The following is a 23,777-nucleotide window of genomic DNA, read 5'->3' on the forward strand; positions in this document are numbered from 1 at the left end:
CTTACCGGCTCCATCCCTGCATGCCGCAATCGCCCAGGTCGACTGCCAGGTGCCATAGCGCACCAAGTGCAAACGCCCGCATCCACCATATCGGCACGGCAAGCATGATCACGTAAATCCCTGCGGCGACCCATCCGTGCAGCGGGTGGAAACCGATACTGCACCTGTCCGGATCGAATATCGGATCGGCCAGCAAATGGTCGAGGTCGATCAGGTTCGCCGCGGCCATGACCGCGCCTGCCCGCAGCCAGTCCCTTGCAAAGACCAGCCGCGCGATCAGGAAGGGGGCGAGCCAGTGGCCGGCGTAATGCAGCACGAACTGCAGCGCGGCCACGGACCTGTCCTCAGGCTTCCATCCAGTCGCGGAAGAAGCTCTGGTGCGCTTCGCGCAACTTGCTCACGGGGACGCCGAACAGGCTGTCGCCGCCGACCGTACCGAGGCGGCGGAAACCGACACGCGCGGTGTCTTCGTTTTCCGTGCCCTTGGCGAGATAGGCGTTGAACGCTTCTGCATCGGGAACGGTGATCACGTAGCGGCCCTGGTCCTCGCCGAACCACCACTGGGCCTGCGTGTAATCGTCATTGCCGACCACTTCCGCGCCAAGGCCGCTGGCCATTGCCATTTCGGCCAGCGCGACGGCAAGTCCGCCGTCGGACACATCGTGCACCGCGCTGACGAGGCCGGCCTCGATCAGTTCGCGCACGCCTTCGCCGGCGTTCTTTTCCAATGTCAGGTCGACGGGCGGCGCGCGGCCTTCGTCGCGACCGTGGATTTCCGCGAGCCACAGCGACTTGCCGATGTGCGAACGCTGCGGATCGGGCGTGGCCCATTCCTCGGCGTGGATGAGGTAGATCGCCTCGCCCGCGGCCTTGAAGGGCATCGTCATCATCTTATCGTAGTCGTCGATCAGGCCGACGCCACCGATGGCCGGGGTGGGCAGGATGGCCGAACCGCCGCCGGTCGCCTTGCTCTCGTTATAAAGGCTAACGTTGCCCGACACGATCGGGAAATCGAGCGCACGGCAGGCAGCGCCCATGCCTTCGAGGGCGTGAACGAACTGCGCCATGATCTCCGGACGCTGCGGATTGGCGAAGTTGAGGCAGTTGGTCACGGCAAGCGGGCGCGCGCCCACTGCGCTAAGGTTGCGATAGGCTTCCGCGATCGCCTGCTTGCCGCCTTCGTAGGGATCGGCATGGACATAGCGCGGCGTGCAGTCGGTGCTGATTGCCAGCGCCTTCTTGGTGCCATGAACCCGCACGACACCGGCATCGCCGCCGGTCTGCAGCGTGTCCGCGCCGACCTGGCTGTCGTACTGTTCCGAAATCCACTTCCGCGAGGAGAGGTTGGGGGAGGCCAACAGCTTCAGCAGGTCTGCACCCACGTCCTGCGTGTCAGGACGGTCGGTCATCGGCTTGATGCCCGCCCAGGCGGTGTATTCGTCCTTGGAGAGATACGGGCGATCGTATTCGGGCGCGTCGGCAGCGAGCGGGCCGAGCGGGATGTCGCAAACAACCTCGCCATCGAATTCGAGCACCATGTGCTGCGTGTCGGTGACTTCGCCGATGACCGCGAAATCGAGCTCCCACTTGCGGAAGATCGCTTCGGCCATGGCTTCCTTGCCGGGCTTAAGCACCATGAGCATGCGCTCCTGGCTTTCGCTCAGCATCATTTCGTAGGGGGTCATGCCTTCCTCGCGGCACGGCACCTTGTTCATGTCGAGGCGGATACCTGCCTTGCCGTTGGTCGCCATTTCGACCGACGAGGAGGTGAGGCCCGCCGCGCCCATGTCCTGGATCGCGACAATGGCGTCGGTCGCCATCAGTTCGAGGCAGGCTTCGATCAGCAGCTTTTCGGTGAAGGGGTCGCCGACCTGCACCGTGGGGCGCTTGGCATCGGCGTCTTCCTCGAAATCGGCGCTGGCCATGGTCGCGCCGTGGATACCGTCACGCCCGGTCTTGGAGCCGACATAGACGATCGGGTTCCCGACGCCGGTCGCCGCCGAGTAGAAGATCTTGTCCGCATCGGCCACGCCCACCGTCATCGCGTTGACGAGGATATTACCGTCATAGGCGGGGTGGAAATTGGTCTCGCCGCACACGGTCGGGACACCCACGCAATTGCCGTAGCCGCCAATGCCCGACACCACGCCCTTGACGAGGTGCTGCATCTTGGGGTGGTCCGGACGTCCGAAGCGCAGCGCGTTGGCATTTGCCACCGGCCGCGCGCCCATGGTGAATACGTCGCGCAGGATGCCGCCCACGCCCGTCGCCGCACCCTGGTAAGGTTCGATGTAGGAGGGGTGATTGTGGCTCTCCATCTTGAAGATGGCGGCCTGGCCGTCGCCAATATCGATAACGCCCGCGTTCTCGCCCGGACCGCAAATCACCCAGGGTGCCTCGGTCGGCAGCTTCTTGAGGTGCAGGCGGCTGGACTTGTAGGAGCAGTGCTCGCTCCACATCACCGAGAAGATGCCGAGTTCCACAAGATTGGGCTCGCGGCCGAGCGCGTGCAGGACGCGGTCGTACTCTTCTTCGGAGAGGCCGTGCTGGGCGACGATGTCGGGGGTGATTTCGCTCATGGCGCGCGCCTTACGGTCCCGCGCGCGCGGGCGCAATATGCGGCGCTGCGCTTTTCCTTAAAGCGGCGAACCGGCGCGGTTCAATCCGACTTCGTTGCGGTGCCAGCGCGTGCTGCCCACCCATGATGCAACGAGGGTCAGTATCCCGAAGGCGACGAGGCCCGTGACGAGGAAAGGGAAGCCGACCGTTTCCGGCTCCGGCCCGAACCAGTTGACGGCCTGGAACAGCAGCAGAGTGCCAAGCAGGATCAGCGGGGGAACCACCGGCCCCTTGGTCCGGCGAACGTACCACCAGAAGCACAGACCCACGAGCGCCAGTTCCACTATGATGGCGGCAACCGGATAGTTCCACAGGCCGAGGCCATGCCGGTCCGGTCCGCCCGCAAGGGTGAGGTCGGGGCGGTGCGATACCCAGTCGAGCACCCAGTGCGACATGACGACGATCGCTGCCCAGGTCGCGGCAATAGCGTTTCGCAGCACGACGCCGACCACGATCGCAAAGCCGAGCGCGAACCCCGCCGTGCCAACCAGCGAGTGGGTAATCGGGTAATCGTAGAAATCGAGCGGGTTCATCGCCGTGATACCGGGCGTCAGGCGCAAATGCTCCAGCCCGCCCATCGCGAACAGAAAAAAGGCCCAGTCGGTCAGCTGCGCGGCGATGAACAGCGTGCCCAGCTTGGGCGCCTCGTCGGTGATAGCGCGCGCGGCAAAGGCCGGGGCGAAGTGGCCGATGAACATATCTTTGCGGTTCCGGTCAGGCGAGCCGCTGGGCGGCGAAGGTCGCGACCGATGCGGCTACGCAGGTGGCGAAAGCGCCCCAGATAATGTCCGCGACCGTGACCGTCGTCGACCATTGGCGCAGCGTTGCCTGGTTGGTGAGGTCGTAGGTCGCATAGCAGATCGCGCCCAATAGCGCCCCGTTGAGCGCGGCCTGTCCGATGCCGCCCGCAAGGCCCGGCCGCACGGCGAACCAGACGATTGCAGCGATATAGGCGGTGTAGAACACCAGCGCCGGACCCATGCGGAAGCTGTCGGCCAGTATGTCGCCGAGGCGGGGGCGATAGAAATTGTCTCCGGCCCAGCCCAGCCAGATGGCATCAAGCGCGCCAAAGGCCAGCGCCGCAGCGATGAAGGCGACAATCCACGTCATATCCGCTCCCCTGTTTTGCCATCTTCTTGACCGCGCGCCCGTGCCCCGTCAATGCTCCGCCGCATATGACAGAGGGTCAAGACAAGCCGATTGGCGAAATGAGCTTCGAGGAAGCGCTCCGCGCGCTCGAAGGGGTCGTGCGCAGCCTTGAAAGCGGCGAGGTGCCGCTCGATGAAAGCATCGCGCTCTACGAACGGGGCGAGACGCTGCGCAAGGCGTGCCAGGCGCGGCTCGACGCTGCGCAGGCGCGTATCGAAAAGATCGTGCAAGGCAGCGACGGCGCGCCGTCGGGCACTGTCCCGTTCGACGCGGAAAGCTGAGGCGTGAACGCGATGTCCGGCATGCCCGACCTGCTCGCCGAAGCCTTCGAACAGGTCCAGGCCGAAGTCGACGGGGCGTTCGACGCCTTCTTGCCCGTGCCGCAGGACACCCGTGCCCGACTGGTTGAAGCGATGCGCTATTCCGTCATCGGCGGGGGCAAGCGGGTCCGACCGCTGCTAGTTTGCGCAACGGCGCAGCTCTTCGGCGTCTCTCGGCAGGCCGCAGTCAATGCCGGCTGCGCGGTCGAGGCAATCCATGCCTATTCGCTCATCCATGACGACTTGCCCTGCATGGACGACGACGACCTGCGCCATGGCAAGCCGACGCTGCACAAGGCTTTCGACGAGGCAACGGCCGTCCTGGCGGGCGACTGCCTGCACGCGCTGGCCTTCGATATCCTGACCATGCCGGACACGAGCAACGATCCCTTTGTTCGGGCAGAACTCGTGGCGGCGCTCGCCAAGGCCAGCGGTCACGACGGCATGGCGGGCGGGCAGATGATGGACATCATGTCCGAAGAGCAGGAATACGACCTCAGGCAGATTACCCGCCTCCAGCAGCTCAAGACCGGGGCACTCCTGGCTGCCAGCGTGGAAATGGGTGCAATCCTCGGCCGCGTTCCGCCGGAAGGCCGCATGCATTTGCGCGCCTATGCACGCGACATCGGCCTCGCCTTCCAGATCGCCGACGACCTGCTCGACGTGGAAGGTGACGAGGAAAAAGCCGGCAAGGCGCTGCGCAAGGACGAAGGGCAGGGCAAGCAGACCTTCGTCACGATCATGGGGCGCGAACAGGCGCGCGCGCAGGCGGAAATGCTGGTAGAGCAGGCCGGCCAGCACCTCGCCAGCCACGGCGCGGACGCGAGGCTGCTGGCAGAACTGGCGCGCTTCATCGTGAAGAGGGACCATTGATGAGCATCCGTATCGGCATCTACCCCGGAACCTTCGATCCCATCACGCTGGGGCATGCGGACATTATCCGCCGCGGGTCCAAGCTGGTCGACAAGCTGATCATCGGGGTGACGACCAACCCATCGAAGAACCCGATGTTCTCGACCGAGGAACGCTTCGCCATGGTGGAGCGCGAGATCGAGCGGCTCGGGCTCGATAATGTCGAGGTTGTCGGGTTCAACGCGCTGCTGGTCAAATTCGCGCAGAAGATGGACGCCAACGTCCTCATCCGCGGGCTGCGCGCCGTCGCCGACTTCGAATACGAGTACCAGATGGCGGGGATGAACCAGCAGCTCGACAGCGAAATCGAGACGGTCTTCCTCATGGCCGACGTCTCGCTGCAGCCGATCGCCTCCAAGCTGGTCAAGGAAATCGCCCTGTTCGGCGGCGACATCACGCCCTTCGTCAGCAAGGCCGTTTGCGAGGACGTGATCGCGCGTGTGGAAGAAAAGGGCCGGCTGGGCGACTATTGAAGCTGTCCAAGCTATTCATTGAACCGACAGCGCCCGCTCGCTAGGGCAAGCGCCACATCAGACATTTCGACGGATACACGATGTTCAAGACCACGCTTGCCATTGCTGCCGCAGCCCTGACGGTAATTGCTCCCGTCGCTGCAACCGCGCAGGACGCGGAAGCCGCCGCGCCGCGCAAGGTTCTGCAGCCGATCAACTACAGCCAGCAGGAAGACCCGGAGAACATCCTCCTGCTCGACCTGTCGAACGGCGAACGCGTTGCCATCCGCCTTATGCCGAGCTGGGCGCCCAACCATGTGGAGCGTATCAAGACGCTGGCCCGCGAGGGCTTCTATGACGGCGTTATCTTCCATCGCGTGATCGACGGCTTCATGGCGCAGACCGGCGATCCGACCGGCACCGGCCAGGGCGGCTCGACGTATCCCGATCTCGAGGAAGAGTTCAATTTCATGCCGCACGTGCGCGGCACCGTCTCGATGGCCCGCGCCGCGAGCGAAGACAGCGCGAACAGCCAGTTCTTCATCGTGTTCTACCCGCGCTTCAGCCTCGACAAGCGCTACACCAATTTCGGCCGCGTGATTTCCAACATGGACGCCGTGGACCGGATCAACCGTGGCGAACCGCCGCAGAACCCGACGCGCATCATGCAGGCGTCGATCGCGGCCGATAACAAGCCGGCCCCTGCCGCGCCGCGCATCATGACCGAGGCGGAAGTGACCGCCGACGATCTGAACTCGCCGATCAGCTAAGCGCTTTAACTGTCATCGCCCTGCGTCTAGAGGCGCGGGCGATGAAAGTTGACCTCTTCGATTTCGAACTTCCCAACGAACGTATCGCGCTGCGTCCGGTACGTCCGCGCGATGCCGCGCGCATGCTGCTGGTCGAAGGTGACACGGCACCTTTTCGCGATTGCGGGGTGCGTGACCTGCCCAAGCTGCTGCGCCGCGGGGACGTGCTGGTGTTCAACGACACGCGCGTCATTCCCGCACAACTCGAAGGGCGACGCGGTGAAGCGCGCATCGGCGCGACCCTGCACAAACGCGTGGACCTGCGCCGCTGGCAGGCCTTCATCCGCAATGCCAAGCGCCTGAAGCCGGGCGAACGCGTCGAATTCGGCGGCGGTGTCGAGGCGGTCGCGGAAGAGCGCCTGACCGACGGCAGTTTCGTCCTCGCCTTTGCCGGCGAAGAACCGGTCGAGGTCCTGCTGGAGCGGGCAGGGCGCATGCCGCTGCCGCCCTATATCGCGGGCAAGCGTGAAACCGACGCGCAGGACCGCGAGGATTACCAGACGATGTTCGCCGCAGAGGACGGCGCAGTGGCCGCGCCCACCGCATCGCTTCACTTCACGCCGCGTCTAGTCGCCGCGCTGGACGAAGCCGGTGTCGGGCGCGAGATGCTGACCCTCCACGTGGGTGCGGGCACTTTCCTGCCGGTCAAGGCGGACGATACCGACGACCACGCAATGCATTCCGAATGGGGCCGGATCGAACCCGAGGTCGCGGAACGCCTTAACGCAGCGCGCGGGGCAGGCGGGAGAATCATCGCTGTCGGCACGACCAGCTTGCGCCTGCTCGAAAGCGCGACCGGCGTGGACGGTGTGATCCGTCCCTTCGCCGGCGACACGGATATCTTCATCACGCCCGGCTACACATTCCGCGCGGTCGATGGCCTGATGACCAATTTCCACCTGCCGAAATCCACGCTGATGATGCTGGTAAGCGCGCTGATGGGGCGCGAGCGCATGATGGCCGCCTATGCCCATGCGATCGCCAACGAATACCGCTTCTATTCCTATGGTGACTCCTCCTTGCTTCTTCCCTAGTCGGGTTGAATGAACGAACCGATCCTGGAGCTTGAGGGACTGACCAAGGTTTATCCCGGCGGGCTCAAGGCGCTCGACGATGTGAGTCTTTCGATCAGGCCGGGCGAAATATTCGCGCTGCTCGGCCCAAACGGAGCTGGCAAGACGACTCTGATCGGGGCGGTTTGCGGGCTGGTACGGCCAAGCTCTGGCCGGATGGTTGCTTTCGGGCACGATCTTGCGACCGACTGGCGCAAGGCACGGGCGCGGATCGGGCTCGTGCCGCAGGAGCTCAGCACGGATATGTTCGAGCCGGTGATCCGCGCGGTCAGCTATTCGCGCGGCCTGTTCGGCCTTGCGCCCGATCCGGCGCGGATCGAGGAAATCCTGCGCAGCCTGAGCCTGTGGGACAAGCGGGACGAGCGGATCATGGCGCTGTCCGGCGGGATGAAGCGCCGCGTGCTGATCGCCAAGGCGCTGGCCCACGAGCCGGACCTCCTGTTCCTCGACGAGCCGACCGCCGGCGTCGATGTGGAACTGCGCAAGGGCATGTGGGCCATCATCGACCAGATGCGTGCGCGCGGCGTTACCATCATCCTCACCACGCATTACATCGAAGAAGCCGAGCTGATGGCCGACCGGGTCGGAATCATCAATCGCGGCAAGCTGCTGATGGTGGACGAAAAGGACGCGATGATGGCGCGGCTCGGCAGGACGGAGGCGCACATCGCGCTGGCCGCTCCGCTCGCCGTGCTCCCTCAGGCGCTTGCCCGCTTCCCGGTCGAACTCGAAGAAGGCGGCACTTCGCTGTGCTATCGCGGGGGTGACGGCACGGGGAAGGGCAAGGCCGAAGTTGCCGAGCTGACCAAGGCGCTGGTGGCCGAGGGTATCGATTTCACGGGCATAGAGACGCGCGAGAGCAGCCTGGAAGACATCTTCGTTTCCTTGCTGGGCGAAGGGGAGGTCGCGGCATGATCGGATGGCGTTCGACCTGGTCGATCTACAAGCGCGAGCTGGTGCGTTTCCTGCGTACCGCCTTCCAGTCGGTGCTGGCACCGGTGCTTACGACCTCGCTCTATTTCATCGTTTTCGGTGCCGCCATCGGAGGCCGGATGCCCGACCTTGGCGGGGTCGATTACGGCGCCTTCATCATCCCGGGCCTGCTCATGCTGACGCTGTTGGGCGAGACGACCAGCAATTCCAGTTTCGGCATCTACATGCCGCGCTTCACCGGCACGATTTATGAACTGCTCAGTGCACCGGTCGGGGTGGCCGAGACGCTGATCGGCTTCGTCGGGGCTGCGGCTACCAAGAGCCTGATCCTGGCCGCAATCATCCTCGTGACGGCGCGCCTGTTCGTGGACTACTCGATCGCTCACCCGCTGCTGGCGGTCGTCTACATTATGCTGGTGGCCGCGGCCTTCAGCCTGTTCGGCTTCATCCTTGGAATCTGGGCCGACAATTTCGAAAAGCTGGGCATCATCCCGATGCTGTTCCTGACCCCGCTCACCTTCCTTGGTGGTACGTTCTATTCGATCGATATGCTGCCCGAGCCGTGGGATACGATCGCGCTTGCAAACCCGATCGTCTACCTTGTCAGCGGTCTGCGCTGGACATTCTACGGGTCGAGCGACGTGGACATCAGGATCAGCTTTGCCATCACGCTCGGCTTCCTTGCCGTTTGCGTCGCGATCATCGCCTACATCTTCAAGACGGGCTGGCGACTGCGCGCCTGACGCGCCCCTTAATTTCCCTTCGTTTTCGTTCATTTACCAGACAGTGTTTTGCCATCATATAACGGCACGGCACCGGATCATCCGGCGCCATTTGTCAGGGAAACGACAAGCATGAAAAAGATGATTTTCCTTGCAGGTGCAGGGCTCGCTGCCGCTGCTGTTCCGGTCTCCGCACAGGCGCAGGATGCGACTGCCGGAGCCCAGCCGTTCATCGGCGTGTCTGCCGGCTATCACGACCTCGGCGTCGACGACGAGGTAACGATCGCCCTCGAAGGTTTCGAAATTACCGATTCAAGCCCGATCCTGGGTGTGGTTGCCGGTGTCGACGTACCTGTCTCCGAGAGTTTCTTCGCCGGCGTGGAAGGCAACTACCACTTCGGCACCGACGCGGTGGATAGCGAATACGGGGCATCGGTACGGCTCGGCTACATGGCCGAGGGCGGTGCCAAGTTCTATCTTCGCGGCGGCTATCAGGTCATCGATCTTGATCCGTACAAGCTGACCGAGCCCGAGCCGCCGGCAGGAAGCCTCGACGACCTCGACGATACAGGCGGTGATTACTTGGTGGGCGCCGGCGTCGAATTTCCCATCGGCGGGATCGCCTTGCGCGTGAACCTCGACAGCGTCGGCTTCGACACTATGCGTGCGACCACTGGCGTCACTTTCAGCTTCTGATCCCATCCAGTTCTGGATGAACAGGGGGCGGCCGCGAAGTTCGCGGTCGCCCCTTTGTCATTGATCTCTCGTGGCCGCGAATGGGGTGACAGAAGGCCGCAGCCTCGCTAGCGGGCGCATATGCTTTCCCGGCCCTCCATCCTGATTGCCGCCTGCCTCGCGACCCAGCCAGTAGCTGCTCACGCGGAGCTTCCGGATGCCGCGCGCACCATGATCGAGAATGCGATCGCGACCGGCGACGCTGCCAAGGTCGACGCCGTGATCGCGGTCGCGCGCAGTTCCTTTCCTTCCGATGCCGCCGAAATCGACGCGCTCGAGAGCGGCTGGAAGACGGCCAAGGCCGAACGCGATGCTGCAGCCGAGGAGGCGCGTCTCGCGAAAATCGAAAATGCCGGAATGTTCGAGCTGTGGAAGGGCGAGGGCGAGCTTGGCGGCTTCCAGTCCTCCGGCAATACCGACAGCGTCGGGATCGCCGCTTCGCTCAAGCTGAAGCGCGAGGGCATAGACTGGAGCCACCGCTTGCAGGCCCGCGTGGATTACCAGCGTCAGAACGGCACCACGAGCCGCGAGCAGTACTTGTTTTCGTACGAACCGCGCTGGCAGTTCAACGACCGCATGTTCGTCTATGCCTTGGCGCAATTCGAAAGCGACAAGATCCAAGGCTTTTCCGGCCGCTATGCCGCATCGGGCGGCGTCGGTTACAAGCTGGTCGATAGCGGTGATGTGTCCCTCTCGATCAAGGCCGGCCCTGCCTATCGCGTGACCGAATACACCGACGGGCGTACCGAAAGCCGCATTGCTGCGCTTGCCGGTCTCGATTTCGACTGGAAGATTTTCGAGCGGCTGACCTTCTCGCAGGATGCCAACGCGCTGGCCGAAACCGGGGGAGAGGCCCAGCTGATCGTCGACGGGTCGAATACCAGCCTTACCTTCGTCAGCGGTCTCGATTTCAAGGTCACCAACCGGCTGCGTTCGCGACTGTCCTACCAGCTGGATTACGACAGCAATCCGCCTGTGGGGAAAGTGTCGACCGACACGCTGACCCGCGCGACGCTGATCTACGGCTTCTGACATGGCAAAGCGCTTTTCCTTCACCATCGATGCGACCGACGGCCGCGCACGGACCGGGCGGATCGAGATGCTGCGCGGTGACATCCGCACGCCTGCCTTCATGCCCGTGGGCACGGCGGCGACGGTCAAGGCGATGAAGCCGGAGACGGTGCGTGCCACCGGGGCGGACATCATCCTCGGCAATACCTATCACCTGATGCTGCGGCCCGGGGCCGAGCGCGTGGCGCGGCTGGGCGGGCTGCACAAGTTCATGAACTGGGACCGCCCGATCCTGACCGACAGCGGGGGCTATCAGGTGATGAGCCTGTCGGACCTGCGCAAGCTGACCGAAAAGGGCGTCGAGTTCCGCAGCCATATCGACGGTTCGAAGCATATGCTGACGCCTGAACGGTCGATGGAAATCCAGCGCCTGCTCGGCAGCGATATCGTCATGGCTTTCGACGAATGTCCCCGCGCCGACCGTCCGCGCGACGAGATCGCGGCCAGCATGGAAATGAGCATGCGCTGGGCAAAGCGCAGCCGTGACGGCTTCGATGCGGGCGGCGAGCACGCTGAACGCGCAGCCCTGTTCGGCATCCAGCAGGGCGCGCTCGACGAGGAACTGCGCAAGATTAGCGCCGAGAAGCTGACCGACATCGGTTTCGATGGCTACGCCATCGGCGGCCTCGCAGTGGGCGAGGGGCAGGAAGCGATGTTCGCCACGCTCGAATTCGCTCCGCAACAGCTGCCGCAGGACCGCCCGCGCTACCTTATGGGGGTGGGAAAGCCCGACGACCTCGTCGGCGCAGTTGAGCGCGGGGTGGACATGTTCGATTGCGTCCTGCCCAGCCGGTCCGGTCGTAACGGGCAAGCGTTTACCTGGAATGGTCCGCTCAATCTGCGCAATGCACGGTTTGCGGAGGACATTGAGCCGCTCGATGCGCGGTGCTCCTGTTCGGTTTGCTCGACTTATTCGCGGGCGTATTTGCATCATCTCAACAAGGCGGGCGAAATCCTCGGCGCGATGCTGATGACCGAGCACAATATCGCCTTCTACCAGCAGCTGATGCAGGCGATGCGCGATGCGATCGGGGCGAGCAGCTTTGCAGTGTTCGCAGCCGAGTTCCGGCGCGACTATCTCGGCAGCGGCGAGGGATGAACTGGCGGCGCGCAGCGGTCATCGGCGCGTCGGGAGGAATCGGCGCTGCCCTGGCTGCGGGACTGGAGGCATCGCGGACGCAGGTTGTCCGCCTGTCGCGCGGTGCTGGCGAAGGCACGATCTATCTCGACCTCGAAGACGAAACGAGCATCGCCGCAGCCGCTGCCACAATAGCGGAAGGGGGCGAACTCGACCTGGTGATCGTGGCGTCGGGTTATCTCCATTCGGATGGCGAGGGTCCCGAAAAGGACTGGCGGCACATTGATGCGGCCAACCTCGCGCGCAACTTTGCGGTCAATGCGACCGGCCCGGTGCTGGTGGCCAAGCATTTCCTCCCGCTCCTGCCAGCAAAGGGAAGGGCAGGCTTCGCGGCCATCTCTGCCCGCGTCGGAAGCATTTCGGATAACCGGCTGGGTGGATGGTATGGCTACCGCGCCAGCAAGGCGGCACTGAACATGCTGATCCGCACGCTTTCGGTGGAACTGGCGCGCAAGAAACCGGACGCTTTCTGCATCGGCCTGCATCCCGGCACGGTGGAAACAGCGCTCAGCGAGCCCTTCCAGCGCAATGTGCCTGAAGGTAAGCTTTTCACGCCCGAGTATTCGGCATCACGCCTGCTCGAAGTTATTGCCAGCCGCGATGCCTCGCATAGCGGGAATCTGTTTTCGTTCGACGGAGAAATGATCGCGCCCTGAGAATGGCGGGCTGTAGATTATATGTCCCGATGCATTTGTATTATCGCGACTATTGGCTAGTATTTTCCGGTCAATTCATTTGATCGGGGTCGAATTCATGAGAAAATACCTGGCAGGTGCCGCGCTCTGCGCGCTCGCCGTTTCTGTGCCTGTTGCGGCTGAAACGCCGGAAGAAACGGCGGCCCGGTTCGGTATCCGCCAATCCGTACTCGATATTGCGCTTTCGCCATCCGGTTCGAAGATCGCATTCATCGCGCCCGGCGCCGAGCACTCGGAGGTGCTGAACGTGGTCGATCTCGACGCGGGCACGGGAATCAAGCCAATCCTGTCGAACACCGAACAGCACGGCGACCTGTCGGCCTGCGAATGGGCGACCGATACGCGTCTGGTCTGCGAAATCTTCGGCATGGCCAAACGTAGCGACGGCCTGCTGCTGCCCTTTACGCGCATGGTCGCGATCAATGCCGACGGGTCGGACGTGAAACAACTGACCGAACGGGCCAGCAGCCGCGCGCTGGGCTTCAGCCAGGATGGCGGCTCCGTCATCGCGTTTGATGTCGAGGGCGAAGAAGGGCGCATCCTGATGACGCGCGAATACGTCAAGGACCGCTCGATTGGAACGCGGCTAGCCAACGACAAGACGGGGCTGGGCGTCGAAGAAATCGATGTCGGTTCCGGGCGCTCGCGCTCGGTCGAGCAGCCCGATCCGATGGCCACCCGCTACGTCGCCGACGAAAACGGGGATATCCGTATCCGGGTGCGCTCGCTGACCGACATGTCCGGCAACCTGACGGGCGAGAGGGTGTTTCTCTATCGGAAGCCGGGCGAAAACCGCTGGCACGAGCTGGGAGCGATCACCATTGGTGGGCGGGCGATAGAGGACTTCTCTCCGGTGGCGGTCGATGGAAAGCGCAACGTCGCCTACGGCTTTGAATCGATCGGCGGATACCGGGCACTGGTCGAAGTGCCGCTTGACGGTACGGGGGCGGGCAAGGTCGTCGCTGCGCGGGACGATGTCGACGTCGGTTCGCTCATCCGCATCGGACGCCAGCAGCGTGTTGTCGGTACCGCCTTCGCGACCGAGCAACGCTCGGTCGAGTATTTCGATGCCGAGCTGGCCGCACTGGCGAAGGCACTGGGCGCGGCGCTGCCCAACAAGCCGCTGGTCGACATCGTCGGTGCCAGTGCCGACGAAACCAAGCTTCTGCTCATAGCATCGAGCGATACCGACCCCGGCACTGTCTATCTTTATGACAAGGGCTCGCGCCAGCTCGAACGCCTGCTCGCCATGCGCGAATTCCTGATCGACCGTCCGATGGGCAAGATGAGCGCCGTCACCTTCCCGGCAGCGGACGGGACGCAAATTCCGGGGTATCTGACCCTGCCGCCCGGATCCGATGGCAAAAACTTACCTGCCATCGTCCTGCCGCATGGCGGACCGGCATCCCATGACACCTGGGGCTTCGACTGGTTGGTGCAGTTCTTCGCCGCTCGCGGGTATGCCGTGCTCCAGCCGAATTATCGCGGTTCCACTGGCTATGGCGACGCGTGGTACGGAAGGAACGGTTTCAAGGCATGGGATGTCGCCATCAGCGACGTGAACGCTGCCGGCCGCTGGATGCTGTCGCAGGGAATTGCGAACGCGGATTCTCTCGCCATCGTGGGCTGGTCCTATGGTGGCTACGCGGCGCTGCAATCGCAGGTCGTCGATCCGGACCTGTACAAGGCCGTGGTGGCGATCGCGCCGGTTACAGACCTCGACATGCTCCGCAGCGATGCGGCCGGTTATACCAATCGGCGCCTCGTGCGCGATTATATCGGCACGGGGCCGCATATCGAGGCAGGCAGCCCCTTGCGCCAGGCGGCCGGCTTCAAGGCGCCGGTAAGGCTGTTCCACGGCGATCTCGACCTCAATGTCGACGTGCGCCATTCGCGTGCCATGGCCGATCGCCTGAAGGATGCGGGAAAGCCCGTCTCCTACACCGAGTATGAAGGCATGCAGCACGGTCTTGATGACAGCAGGGTTCGCACCCAGATGCTGACGGAGATCGATGCATTCCTGGCGCAGTCACTGGAGAAATAGGAGCAGGATGGAGCGCTGGCGCGCCACGAACGGGTCCGCAAACGGAAACTTTTCCGGCCGCAGCCCGCGCGAAGAGATCACCATGCTGGTGGTCCTCGCCTTTGCGACCATATTGCTGTGGCATTCGCCCTATGGAGGCTACCTGCTCTATCCCTTCACGATCCTGTCGACCTGGTTCCACGAGATGGGACACGGGCTGGCAGCCATGGCATTCGGCAATGATTTCGAGCGGCTGGTCATCTTCGCCAATGGTTCGGGCTACGCCCTCCACGTGGGCGAGGTCGAGCCATCGCGTATCTCCAGCGCAGCCATAGCCGCAGCAGGTTTGCTGGGGCCGACGGCCGCCGGGTGCGCGCTTATCCTGTCGTCGCAAACGCGGTGCGCAACGACCGCAGCGCTCGCCGTGCTCGGCATCGTACTTCTGGCATCGACGCTGATCTGGGTGCGCTCGCTTACGGGCTGGGTCGTGCTGCCCGCAATTGGCGCTGCATGTCTGTGGCTGGCCTTTCGCGGCGCGCAGAACCATCGCAAGTTCGCGGTGCAGTTCCTGGGCGTTCAGGGCTGCATCAGCATCTATCGCGACTTCGACTATCTCTTCAGTGCGGGCGGCATGCTGGACGGCCGGCCGCAGGTCTCCGACACCGGCCACATCGCGCAGGCACTGTTCCTGCCTTACTGGTTCTGGGGTGGAGTGATTACCGTCATGATTGCAGCAATGGTCTACTGGTCCTTGCGCCGCGCCCATTCGCGCTGAGGCGGCTTTTCGCGCATTTCGAGGATAGTTCCGCGATAGGCGACGAAGTCCCCGTTCGGTTCGGTGAAGCCAGCGCCGATGGCATTTGCCTGCCGCTGCGCATCGGCGAGCGAGGCGTACCATTTGCCGATGCGTGTGCGGGTGAGAAAGCGGTAGACTGTCATTGCACCGCAATAACGCAATGGGTGCTGCAAGTTCCCGCAAGCTATTGAAATATAGTATACAAATGAAAAGGGCGGCCCCGTAGGACCGCCCTTTCATGTTCCGTTGCCGGACCGATCAGCGCGAATAGAATTCGACGACCAGGTTCGGTTCCATAGTGACCGGGTAGGGCACTTCGTCGAGCTTCGGCACGCGGGTGAACGTGATCTTGTCGTTGCCGTCCGGAGCAACATAGTCCGGGATTTCACGCTCGGGCAGGCTCTGCGCTTCGATGACCAGCGCCATTTCCTTGGCCTTGCTGCCGAGGCTGACGACGTCGCCGACCTTCACGCGGGCCGAGGCGATGTTGGTCTTCACGCCGTTGAGGTAGATGTGGCCGTGGCTCACGATCTGGCGGGCGGCGAAGATGGTCGGAGCGAACTTGGCGCGATAGACGACCATGTCGAGACGCTGCTCGAGCAGGCCGATCAGGTTCTGGCCGGTGTCGCCCTTCATGCGCGACGCTTCCTGGTAGGTGCGCTTGAACTGCTTTTCGGTCACGTCGCCGTAGTAGCCCTTGAGCTTCTGCTTGGCGCGCAGCTGCAGGCCGAAGTCGGACATCTTGCCCTTGCGGCGCTGACCGTGCTGGCCGGGGCCATACGAACGCTTGTTGACCGGGGAATTCGGACGACCCCAGATGTTTTCACCCATCCGGCGGTCGAGTTTGTACTTGGCGCTCTTGCGCTTCGACATGAGTCGTATCCTTCAATTTGCTGAGCTGCCCCATTGGCAGCCATCCAACCCGGCATCGCACCGCAGGAATCCAAGGGATTTCTACGCGGCCACCGCTTCACCGGGGTGCGGGGCCAATTAGCGAAGGCGCGCGCATAGCAGGATTGGCGCCTGCGTCAAGCGCCTCGGGCAGCTTCGCAGAAGGCACGGATGAGGTCCGGGTCCTTGTTGCCGGGAGCCGTTTCGACGCCGGAAGACGTATCGACCAACGGGGCTGCCGTAAGATGGACGGCATCGGGGACGTTGGCAGGAGACAAGCCGCCGGCAAGGCCCCAGCCGGACCGGCCCTTCTGGGCTGAAAGTAGCGACCAGTCGAAGCGTAATCCCATTCCGCCGGGAAGCGCGGCATCCTTCGGCGTTTTCGCATCGAACAACAGCAGGTCTGCCACACCGCGATAGTCTTCGGCCCGGGCTACATCGGCGGCAGTTGATACCGGGATCGCCTTCCAGACCGGCAAGCCGAACCGCGCCTTGACCTGTGCGACGCGCGCGGGTGTCTCTTCTCCGTGGAGTTGCACCGCGTCGAGCCGCCCGGCGGCAATGCCTTCCGCGATTGCCTCATCGCCCGCATCGACGAACAGTCCGACCCGGCCAATGCGGCTGCCGCCCCTTGCTGCAAGTGCAGCCGCAGCGTGGCTGTCAACATTGCGGGGGGAGGGCGGGAAGAACACCAGTCCGGCGAAATCGGCCTGCGAGGCGATTGCTGCGTCCAGCGCTTCGGCAGTTGCTATGCCGCAGATCTTGATCAGGGGGGCACCCATTGCCTCTACCTAGTCAGCCGACAGCGGCTTTGCCAGCACCACGAATTCGAGCGGCGGATCGCGCAGGATGGGGAAGGGCCGCCTTTCGCCCGTCGGACGATAGCCGCTGCGTTCGTACCATGCGATGAGCGATTCCCTTTGGGAAATGACGGTCATTTCCATGACCTTCAGACCCATTGAACGCGCTTTCTCCTCGGCCCCGCGCAGGAGCTTGGTTCCGAGACCTGCCGATTGCAGGGTAGGGGAAACGGTCAGCATGCCGAGGTAACCGAGAGCGTCGCTGACGGCGGTCACGGCAACGCAGCCGACAATCCTGTCCACTTCGTTTCGGGCAACACACAGGGCGATGTCGGGCGCTTCGATCATACGCACGATCTCGCCCATCGAGGTGCGCTCGCCATCAAGGAGGTCGGCCTCGTGGGTCCAGCCCTGGCGCGCGGAATCGCCGCGATAGGCGCTTTCGACCAGCTGCCGGATATCTTCGGCGTCTTTCGGCGACGCCTCTTCGAATCGATTCAAAGTGTCGCCTCGATCGCGCGCGCGGCTTCGGCCGGATCGTCGGCGCGGCTTATGGGACGACCGATGACCAGCACGCTCGCACCGTCGTCGCGTGCCTGACGCGGCGTGACTACACGCTTCTGGTCGCCAACGGCGCTGCCTGCCGGGCGCAGGCCGGGAACGACGAAATAGCCGTCCTTCCACTGGCTATGGACTGCCTTCACCTCGTGGCCGGAGCACACGATGCCGTCGAGCCCGCTTTCGTGCGCCAGTTCGGCAAGGCGCATGACATGGTCGTGCGCGCTTCCCTGCACGCCCGTGCGTTGAAGATCGCGGTCGTCCATGCTGGTCAGCATGGTGACACCGACGACCTTGGTATGCTCACCGGCCGCAGCCTTCGCGTCTTCCATCATCGCCCGCCCGCCGCTGGCGTGGATGGTGATGATCGCCGGCTCCAGCGAATGGATCGCGTGCATCGCGCCGGCCACGGTGTTGGGGATGTCGTAAAGCTTGAGGTCGAGGAAGACAGGCAGGCCGAGCTGGCCGATCATGTGCACTCCGTGTGCCCCGTGCGCGCAGAAGAATTCGAGGCCCAGCTTGATACCGCCCACGTGCGCCTTGACCTTTTCGGCCAGGGCGACGCCGTCCCTCAGGCGCGGGACGTCCAGCGCAAGATAGATCGGATTGCTCATGCCCGCTGGTTGGGTTCGGGCTCGACCGGATTGGCCGGTTCCGCAGCGGGCGAGGCAATGGCTTCAGCGGGAGCCGGGGCAGTGACGGGCGTATCGTCCACCCGCGGGCTCGCCATTTTGGCCGTTGCCTGCTCCAGCGCCGAGATGCGGCGGGCCTGCCGCCAGCGGACGCCGCGGTGATAGAGCCACATCGGGATGAGCCCGATCATGAACGAGACGATCACGAGCGCAGGGACGCGCGTATCCCAGACGATGCCGGGCCAGATGCGTACGTCGATCTGCTTGTCCCAGTTGCCGAAGGAGAAGGCGAGCACTGCCACCAGCAGCAATACCCAAAGGATTGTCCGGACAATCTGCATTCTGCGTTACCCCTCAGCTGTTTGGCCGCGATGCTAGGCGCGCATCAACCGCGCGGCAAGGTCAGCCGAAGACGCGGTCGAAAATCGTGTCGACGTGCTTGAAGTGATAATCGAGGTCGAACCGTTCCTCGAGCTGTTCGACGGTCAGCGCGGCGGTCACTTCCTCGTCCTGCTTCAGCAGGTCGAGCAGCATCACCTTGCCGTCCGATTCCCAGACCTTCATCGCGTTGCGCTGGACAAGGCGGTAGGCGTCCTCGCGGCTCACGCCGTTCTGGGTGAGGGCAAGAAGAACGCGCTGCGAATGGATCAGGCCGCCCATGCGGTCCATGTTCGCCTGCATGCGCTCGGGATAAACGAGCAGCTTGTCGACCACGCCGGTCAGGCGGGCAAGCGCGAAGTCGAGCGTGATCGTCGCGTCGGGACCGATGAAGCGTTCGACCGATGAGTGCGAGATATCGCGCTCGTGCCACAGCGCTACGTTCTCCAGCGCGGGCAGGGCATAGGCGCGGATCATGCGGGCCTGGCCGGTCAGGTTCTCGGTCAGGATCGGGTTGCGCTTGTGCGGCATGGCCGACGAACCCTTCTGGCCGGGCGAGAAATATTCCTCGGCTTCCAGCACCTCGGTGCGCTGGAGGTGGCGGATTTCCACGGCAAGGCGCTCGATCGAGCCGGCAATAACGGCGAGCGTAGAGAAATACATGGCGTGGCGGTCGCGCGGGATGACCTGCGTGGAGACGGGTTCCGCCTTGAGGCCCATCTTCTCGGCGACATATTCCTCGACCGACGGATCGATGTTGGCGAACGTACCGACCGCGCCCGAAATCGCGCAGGTCGCGATTTCCTCGCGCGCGGCGAGGAGGCGGGTCTTGCAGCGGTCGAATTCGGCATAGGCCTGGGCAAGCTTGAGCCCGAAGGTCACCGGCTCTGCGTGGATGCCGTGGCTGCGGCCGATGGTGGGCGTGTACTTATGCTCTTTCGCCCTGCGCTCGATCGCTTCGAGCAGGGCGTCCATGTCTTCGAGCAGGATGTCCGTTGCACGGGCCAGTTGCACCGCAAGCGTGGTGTCGAGCACATCGCTGCTGGTCATGCCCTGGTGCATGAAACGCGCCTCGTCGCCGACGTTTTCGGCCACCCAGGTGAGGAAGGCGATCACGTCGTGTTTGGTGACAGCCTCGATCGCGTCGATGGCTTCCACGTCGATCTTGGGGTCGGTTGCCCACCAGTCCCACAGGGCCTTGGCCGCGCTTTTCGGAACAACGCCGAGTTCGCCCAGCTTCTCGGTCGCGTGCGCCTCGATCTCGAACCAGATGCGGTATTTCGCTTCCGGCTCCCAGAGAGCGGTCATGGCAGGGCGGGCATAGCGGGGGACCATCGGTCGACTCCGTGAAGAAAAAAGGCAGGGCTGGCGTTTGCGCAGCGCGCTAGGCAAGGCAGCCCGAACTGGCAAGGGCGCACGGCCTGTTACGCATACGTTATTGGACGATTTCGCCATTATCGGACAGCGGCGCTTGTTCGATTGCAAGCGGCTGCGATTGCGGTAAGTTGTTCTTCATGAACGACCAATCGATCCATTCGGCCGCAAAAATTTCCCTCGCCACAGGCGCAGCAATCTGGTTGGCGCTGGCCGCTCCCGCTCATGCGGGTGACAAGGTGATTTACGGGGACACGCCGGAATGGGTCGACAAGGTGGCGCTGTCGCGGGTGAACGTCGAAAGCGATCCTTCGGCGCTGATCTACGACTGGCAGCATCGCCTCGAAAACGGCGTGGTGAGCGAATACGCCGACACGGCCATCAGGATCGACAATCCGGACCTGCTGATGGAGCACGGGACGGTCACGCTCGCATGGCTGCCGGACAAGGGCGACCTCACTGTCCACCAGGTCCAGATCATCCGTGGCGCGGAGATCATCGATGTCATTGCGTCGGGTGCCCAGTTCGATGTGCTTCGCCGCGAACAGGGGCTGGAGCAGCGCTTGCTCGATGGTCAGCTGACCGCGACGCTGGCTGTTCCCGGCCTGCAGGTCGGCGATATCCTGCGGGTGAGCCATACCGTGACCATTGCCGACCAGGCGCTGGGCAAGGAAATGCAATCGTCGCAGTACCTTGTGCCCGCGCCTTGGCAGGTCGGCTTCTCGCGCGCGATCGTGAGCTGGCCCGAAGGTGCCGATGTCTATTTCGGCGCGGAAGATTTCGCCCGCCTCCCGCAGCCCGTCACTCGCAACGGCTATCGCACGCTGACCGTCACACTGCCGATCGACGAACCGCCGGAAATGCCCGGCGACGCGCCATCGCGTTTCAACCGCGATCCGATCCTGCGCGTCGGTACCTTTGCCGACTGGCAGGAACTGTCCCGCTCTTTCGCGCCCCATTACGAGAAAGCCGCCAAGGTCGCCGACGACAGCGCGGTTGCCGCCAAGGCGCGCGAGATCATGGCCAAGACTGCCGATCCTCTGGAGCGGACCGCCATGGCCCTACGACTTGTCCAGGACGAGGTCAGCTACCTCCTCAATGGGCTCGATGGCGGGAACTACATGCCGCAATCGGCAGCAGCAACGTGGGAGAAGCGCTACGGCGACTGCAAGGCCAAGTCGGTCCTGCTTTATTCGTTGCTGTCCCGCATGGGCATCGACGCGCGGCCGGTTCTCGTCACCACGATGGGCGGGGACGCCTTGCCCGAACTCCTGCCGATCCCTGGCAATTTCGATCACATGATCGTACACGCCAATGTTGGCGGCACCGACTACTGGCTCGACGGGACGAGCACCGCAACGCGGATGACCAATATCGGGGAAGTCCCGGCGTTCTACTACGCCCTTCCGCTTAGCGAAGGAGGTTCCGGCCTAGTCCCCATGACGCAACGCCGCCAGCCGTGGCCCGACATGGTCATGGACCTGACCAGCGACTATTCCGCCGGTGTCGACTTCCCGGCGCTGTTCACGCTCAAGATGTCGATCTACGGGGCGCGCGGCGCAGGCTTCCGCGCGGCTGCCGACGAGGCGGACGAGGACAAGCTGAAACAGTTTGCGCAAGGATTCTCGACCGGACCGGGCGGCGCGGTGACTTCGGTTACGCTCGAATATGATGACGAGGCAGCTGCCGGCGTGCTGGAGGTCAAGGGCGTGATGCCGGGCGACTTCACCTGGAGCGACGGACGCCTGCGCCTCTCTGCCGATCAGTCGGAGCAGTATAATTTCAACCCCGATCGCGCGCGTTCGGAATGGCGTGACATTCCCGTGTTTACCCCGGGGCCGCAATACAACCGTATCGCGGCAACCATCATCCTTCCCGAGGGGCTGGACGGGTTCGAAAATACCGGTCCGGAGTCGATCGACACTGGGTTTGCGAACACCACCCTCAAAGGGGTCACCAGCCACGTGGGCAACAAGGTGACCTATAATGTCGATGTCTGGCAGGATCTTGGCGAGGTGCCCGCGGCCGAGCTGCCGACCCACAAGCGCAAGGTGCGCGAGATCAACTCGATCAAGTCCGAACTGCTCGCGCCGGAAGGCTTCGCCTGGCGCTGGGAAGTCGATGCCAAGGAACTGGCCCGCCGCACCGCACCGCTGGTCGAGGCATATGACAAGGCCGTCGCCTTCGCATCCAGCGATGATTGGGGTCCGCTAAGCCAGCGCGCCAGTTTCCGCGCGCAGATTTTCGACTGGAAGGGTGTGCTCGAAGATCTCGACACGCTGATCGAGAACCAGCCGAGCGCCAATCTCTACAGCTGGCGCGGTGCCGTGCACGAAGCGTTGGGCAATAGAGAGGCGGGCATTGCCGACGCGCGGATGGCCTACGATCTCGATCCGGCTTCCGCCTATGCGTTCAGCCTTGCTGAAATGCTGGCCTATGCAGGCAAGCGGGACGAGGCGCTCGAACTGCTCGATTCGTTGCCGGTCGGCGATGACGAGGAAGGATCCTTCGCCAGCACTTATGCCACTGTGGCAGGCCTTGCTGGCCGCACGCAGGATGCGCTCGAAGTGCTGTCGCGGCAGGTTGCCGCCAAGCCGACGAATGCATCTGTGCTTAACGCCGACTGCTGGTTCCGCGGCCTGTTCGATATCGAGGCGGAAGGCGCAATGCCAACCTGTACCAAGGCGATCGAGCGCGCATCCAACAGTGCACCCATGCTCGATAGCCGGGCGATGGTCAGCTACCGCCTGGGCAATTTCGACGCTGCGCTGAAGGATCTCGACAGTGCGCTGGAACTGGCGCCCAATTTGTCGGCCTCGCTTTACCTTCGCGGTATCGTGCGTCTGGAAAAGGGCGACAAGGGTGGCCGGGTCGATGTGGAGCGGGCGCTGCGGATGGCACCGGAACTGGCGGCCCGTTACGCAGCGCACGGCGTCGCGCCCCGCAAGTAAGGCGACCTTGTCCTAGATCAGGCCCTTGGCGCGCAGCGATACGTGGCTGCCGCGCCCCACGATGACGTGGTCGTGGACGGTAATGTTGAGCAGCCGCCCGGCCTCCGCGATCCGGCTGGTAATCTGGATGTCCGCGCGGCTGGGTTCGGGATCCCCGCTCGGGTGGTTGTGCACCAGGATCAGCGCAGTTGCCCCGATGTCGAAGGCCTTTCGGATCACTTCGCGCGGATGGATGGCAGCCTCGTCGACCGACCCTTCGGCCGCAAGGTGATCGAGGATAAGCCGGTTGCGCGTGTCGAGATAGAGAACCCGCACGCGCTCGTGCTTGAGATGGCCCATGTCGATCGCAAGATAGTCAAGCAGGGCCTGCCAGCTTCCCAGCACCGGCTGCTGCTCTATCGCGCCTCGGGCCATGCGTCGTGCTGCCATGGCAACTGCGAAAAGCGAGGCGGCGCTGGCTTCGCCCATGCCCTTGACCTGCGCCAGTGCTTGCGGATCGGCGTTCAGCACGCCGGCAAAGGAACCGAAGCGCGCAATCAGCGTCTTTGCCAAGGGCTTGGTGTCTCCCTGACGGAACGCCGCGAAAAGGAGGTACTCGAGCAATTCGTAATCGGCCAAAGCGTGCGGCCCGCCCTTGAGCAGTCGCTGGCGAAGCCGTTCACGGTGCCCGGCACCGGAATGCTCCTTTGATATGCTGCCCCCGTCAGACAAATCGCGACCCTATTTAGCGACCTTTCAAAGGCTTG

Annotated in this window: 26 protein-coding genes; 14 read left to right on the forward strand and 12 right to left on the reverse strand. The window is 63.6% G+C overall.

The window, feature by feature from the left end; genetic code table 11:
* Nucleotide 1: 1 nt before the first annotated feature.
* From LC083_RS11810 to LC083_RS11825, 4 genes are read right to left on the reverse strand one after another with little or no spacing between them, the layout of a single operon-like run.
* Nucleotides 2-334 (reverse strand): DUF6122 family protein, encoded by a 333-nt coding sequence (locus LC083_RS11810; protein WP_226700552.1) that lies wholly within the window; start codon nucleotides 332-334, stop codon nucleotides 2-4.
* A gap of 10 nt (nucleotides 335-344) precedes the next feature.
* Nucleotides 345-2,579: a phosphoribosylformylglycinamidine synthase subunit PurL gene (purL, locus tag LC083_RS11815; protein WP_226700553.1), complete on the reverse strand. Its 2,235-nt coding sequence runs from the start codon at nucleotides 2,577-2,579 to the stop codon at nucleotides 345-347.
* A gap of 57 nt (nucleotides 2,580-2,636) precedes the next feature.
* A complete protein-coding gene (locus tag LC083_RS11820) occupies nucleotides 2,637-3,317 on the reverse strand; it encodes a hypothetical protein (RefSeq protein ID WP_226700554.1) in 681 nt (226 codons plus the stop codon).
* Between the two features lie 16 nt (nucleotides 3,318-3,333).
* Nucleotides 3,334-3,729: a DUF2177 family protein gene (locus LC083_RS11825; protein ID WP_160606726.1), complete on the reverse strand. Its 396-nt coding sequence runs from the start codon at nucleotides 3,727-3,729 to the stop codon at nucleotides 3,334-3,336.
* Between the two features lie 65 nt (nucleotides 3,730-3,794).
* Between LC083_RS11825 and LC083_RS11830 the strand changes: the two genes are divergently transcribed.
* The 13 genes from LC083_RS11830 (at nucleotide 3,795) to LC083_RS11890 (ending at nucleotide 15,426) form a co-directional block, all read left to right on the forward strand.
* Nucleotides 3,795-4,049 carry an exodeoxyribonuclease VII small subunit gene (locus LC083_RS11830; RefSeq protein ID WP_226700555.1) on the forward strand — a complete coding sequence of 85 codons (255 nt, stop codon included), beginning with the start codon at nucleotides 3,795-3,797 and terminating at the stop codon, nucleotides 4,047-4,049.
* 12 nt (nucleotides 4,050-4,061) lie between these two features.
* Nucleotides 4,062-4,961: a polyprenyl synthetase family protein gene (locus LC083_RS11835; RefSeq protein ID WP_226700801.1), complete on the forward strand. Its 900-nt coding sequence runs from the start codon at nucleotides 4,062-4,064 to the stop codon at nucleotides 4,959-4,961.
* Entirely contained in the window at nucleotides 4,961-5,473 is a 513-nt protein-coding gene (gene coaD / locus LC083_RS11840; RefSeq protein WP_226700556.1) for a pantetheine-phosphate adenylyltransferase, read from the forward strand. Before LC083_RS11835 ends, coaD begins: the two co-directional genes overlap by 1 nt.
* 80 nt (nucleotides 5,474-5,553) lie before the next feature.
* Nucleotides 5,554-6,222 carry a peptidylprolyl isomerase gene (locus tag LC083_RS11845; RefSeq protein WP_226700557.1) on the forward strand — a complete coding sequence of 223 codons (669 nt, stop codon included), beginning with the start codon at nucleotides 5,554-5,556 and terminating at the stop codon, nucleotides 6,220-6,222.
* A gap of 41 nt (nucleotides 6,223-6,263) precedes the next feature.
* Nucleotides 6,264-7,295 (forward strand): tRNA preQ1(34) S-adenosylmethionine ribosyltransferase-isomerase QueA, encoded by a 1,032-nt coding sequence (gene queA, locus LC083_RS11850; RefSeq protein ID WP_226700558.1) that lies wholly within the window; start codon nucleotides 6,264-6,266, stop codon nucleotides 7,293-7,295.
* Nucleotides 7,296-7,304: 9 nt separating this feature from the next.
* A complete protein-coding gene (locus LC083_RS11855) occupies nucleotides 7,305-8,249 on the forward strand; it encodes an ABC transporter ATP-binding protein (RefSeq protein ID WP_226700559.1) in 945 nt (314 codons plus the stop codon).
* Nucleotides 8,246-9,010, forward strand: coding sequence for an ABC transporter permease (locus tag LC083_RS11860; RefSeq protein WP_226700560.1), 765 nt, complete (start codon nucleotides 8,246-8,248; stop codon nucleotides 9,008-9,010). Before LC083_RS11855 ends, LC083_RS11860 begins: the two co-directional genes overlap by 4 nt.
* Before the next feature lie 111 nt (nucleotides 9,011-9,121).
* Complete coding sequence (locus tag LC083_RS11865; protein WP_226700561.1) at nucleotides 9,122-9,685, forward strand: hypothetical protein; 564 nt, start codon at nucleotides 9,122-9,124, stop codon at nucleotides 9,683-9,685.
* Nucleotides 9,686-9,805: 120 nt separating this feature from the next.
* A complete protein-coding gene (locus LC083_RS11870) occupies nucleotides 9,806-10,756 on the forward strand; it encodes a YdiY family protein (protein WP_226700562.1) in 951 nt (316 codons plus the stop codon).
* A gap of 1 nt (nucleotide 10,757) precedes the next feature.
* Complete coding sequence (gene tgt / locus LC083_RS11875) at nucleotides 10,758-11,894, forward strand: tRNA guanosine(34) transglycosylase Tgt (RefSeq protein ID WP_226700563.1); 1,137 nt, start codon at nucleotides 10,758-10,760, stop codon at nucleotides 11,892-11,894.
* A complete protein-coding gene (locus tag LC083_RS11880) occupies nucleotides 11,891-12,589 on the forward strand; it encodes an SDR family NAD(P)-dependent oxidoreductase (protein WP_226700564.1) in 699 nt (232 codons plus the stop codon). Before tgt ends, LC083_RS11880 begins: the two co-directional genes overlap by 4 nt.
* Before the next feature lie 97 nt (nucleotides 12,590-12,686).
* Complete coding sequence (locus tag LC083_RS11885) at nucleotides 12,687-14,672, forward strand: alpha/beta hydrolase family protein (protein WP_226700565.1); 1,986 nt, start codon at nucleotides 12,687-12,689, stop codon at nucleotides 14,670-14,672.
* A gap of 7 nt (nucleotides 14,673-14,679) precedes the next feature.
* Nucleotides 14,680-15,426: a M50 family metallopeptidase gene (locus LC083_RS11890; RefSeq protein WP_226700566.1), complete on the forward strand. Its 747-nt coding sequence runs from the start codon at nucleotides 14,680-14,682 to the stop codon at nucleotides 15,424-15,426.
* On the opposite strand, the gene LC083_RS11895 is transcribed toward LC083_RS11890, so the two are convergent.
* From LC083_RS11895 to purB, 7 genes are all read right to left on the reverse strand, one after another.
* Nucleotides 15,393-15,590 carry a hypothetical protein gene (locus LC083_RS11895; RefSeq protein ID WP_226700567.1) on the reverse strand — a complete coding sequence of 66 codons (198 nt, stop codon included), beginning with the start codon at nucleotides 15,588-15,590 and terminating at the stop codon, nucleotides 15,393-15,395. The two genes, LC083_RS11890 and LC083_RS11895, sit on opposite strands and share 34 nt — an antisense overlap.
* 115 nt (nucleotides 15,591-15,705) lie before the next feature.
* On the reverse strand, nucleotides 15,706-16,320 hold the full coding sequence (gene rpsD, locus LC083_RS11900; protein ID WP_160606752.1) for a 30S ribosomal protein S4: 615 nt from the start codon (nucleotides 16,318-16,320) through the stop codon (nucleotides 15,706-15,708).
* Between the two features lie 155 nt (nucleotides 16,321-16,475).
* Nucleotides 16,476-17,120, reverse strand: a complete 645-nt coding sequence (locus tag LC083_RS11905) for a phosphoribosylanthranilate isomerase (protein ID WP_226700568.1) — start codon at nucleotides 17,118-17,120, stop codon at nucleotides 16,476-16,478.
* A gap of 9 nt (nucleotides 17,121-17,129) precedes the next feature.
* The gene (locus LC083_RS11910) at nucleotides 17,130-17,639 is read right to left on the reverse strand and encodes a GNAT family N-acetyltransferase (RefSeq protein WP_226700569.1); all 510 of its coding nucleotides are present in this window, start codon (nucleotides 17,637-17,639) and stop codon (nucleotides 17,130-17,132) included.
* Nucleotides 17,636-18,310: an orotidine-5'-phosphate decarboxylase gene (gene pyrF, locus LC083_RS11915; protein WP_226700570.1), complete on the reverse strand. Its 675-nt coding sequence runs from the start codon at nucleotides 18,308-18,310 to the stop codon at nucleotides 17,636-17,638. Before pyrF ends, LC083_RS11910 begins: the two co-directional genes overlap by 4 nt.
* Nucleotides 18,307-18,669 (reverse strand): DUF1049 domain-containing protein, encoded by a 363-nt coding sequence (locus tag LC083_RS11920; RefSeq protein WP_226700571.1) that lies wholly within the window; start codon nucleotides 18,667-18,669, stop codon nucleotides 18,307-18,309. The genes pyrF and LC083_RS11920 overlap by 4 nt, the downstream gene beginning before the upstream one ends.
* A gap of 61 nt (nucleotides 18,670-18,730) precedes the next feature.
* Nucleotides 18,731-20,041, reverse strand: a complete 1,311-nt coding sequence (gene purB / locus LC083_RS11925; protein WP_226700572.1) for an adenylosuccinate lyase — start codon at nucleotides 20,039-20,041, stop codon at nucleotides 18,731-18,733.
* A gap of 179 nt (nucleotides 20,042-20,220) precedes the next feature.
* On the opposite strand from purB, the gene LC083_RS11930 reads away from it, so the two are divergent.
* On the forward strand, nucleotides 20,221-23,031 hold the full coding sequence (locus LC083_RS11930; RefSeq protein WP_226700573.1) for a DUF3857 domain-containing transglutaminase family protein: 2,811 nt from the start codon (nucleotides 20,221-20,223) through the stop codon (nucleotides 23,029-23,031).
* Nucleotides 23,032-23,043: 12 nt separating this feature from the next.
* Here the strand turns inward: LC083_RS11930 and radC are convergent, their stop codons facing one another.
* Nucleotides 23,044-23,742: a RadC family protein gene (gene radC / locus LC083_RS11935; RefSeq protein WP_226700574.1), complete on the reverse strand. Its 699-nt coding sequence runs from the start codon at nucleotides 23,740-23,742 to the stop codon at nucleotides 23,044-23,046.
* Between the last annotated feature and the right edge of the window lie 35 nt (nucleotides 23,743-23,777).

It is taken from the genome of Qipengyuania gaetbuli, from assembly GCF_020524765.1.
In the GTDB taxonomy this organism is placed as follows: Bacteria; Pseudomonadota; Alphaproteobacteria; order Sphingomonadales; family Sphingomonadaceae; genus Qipengyuania; species Qipengyuania gaetbuli_A.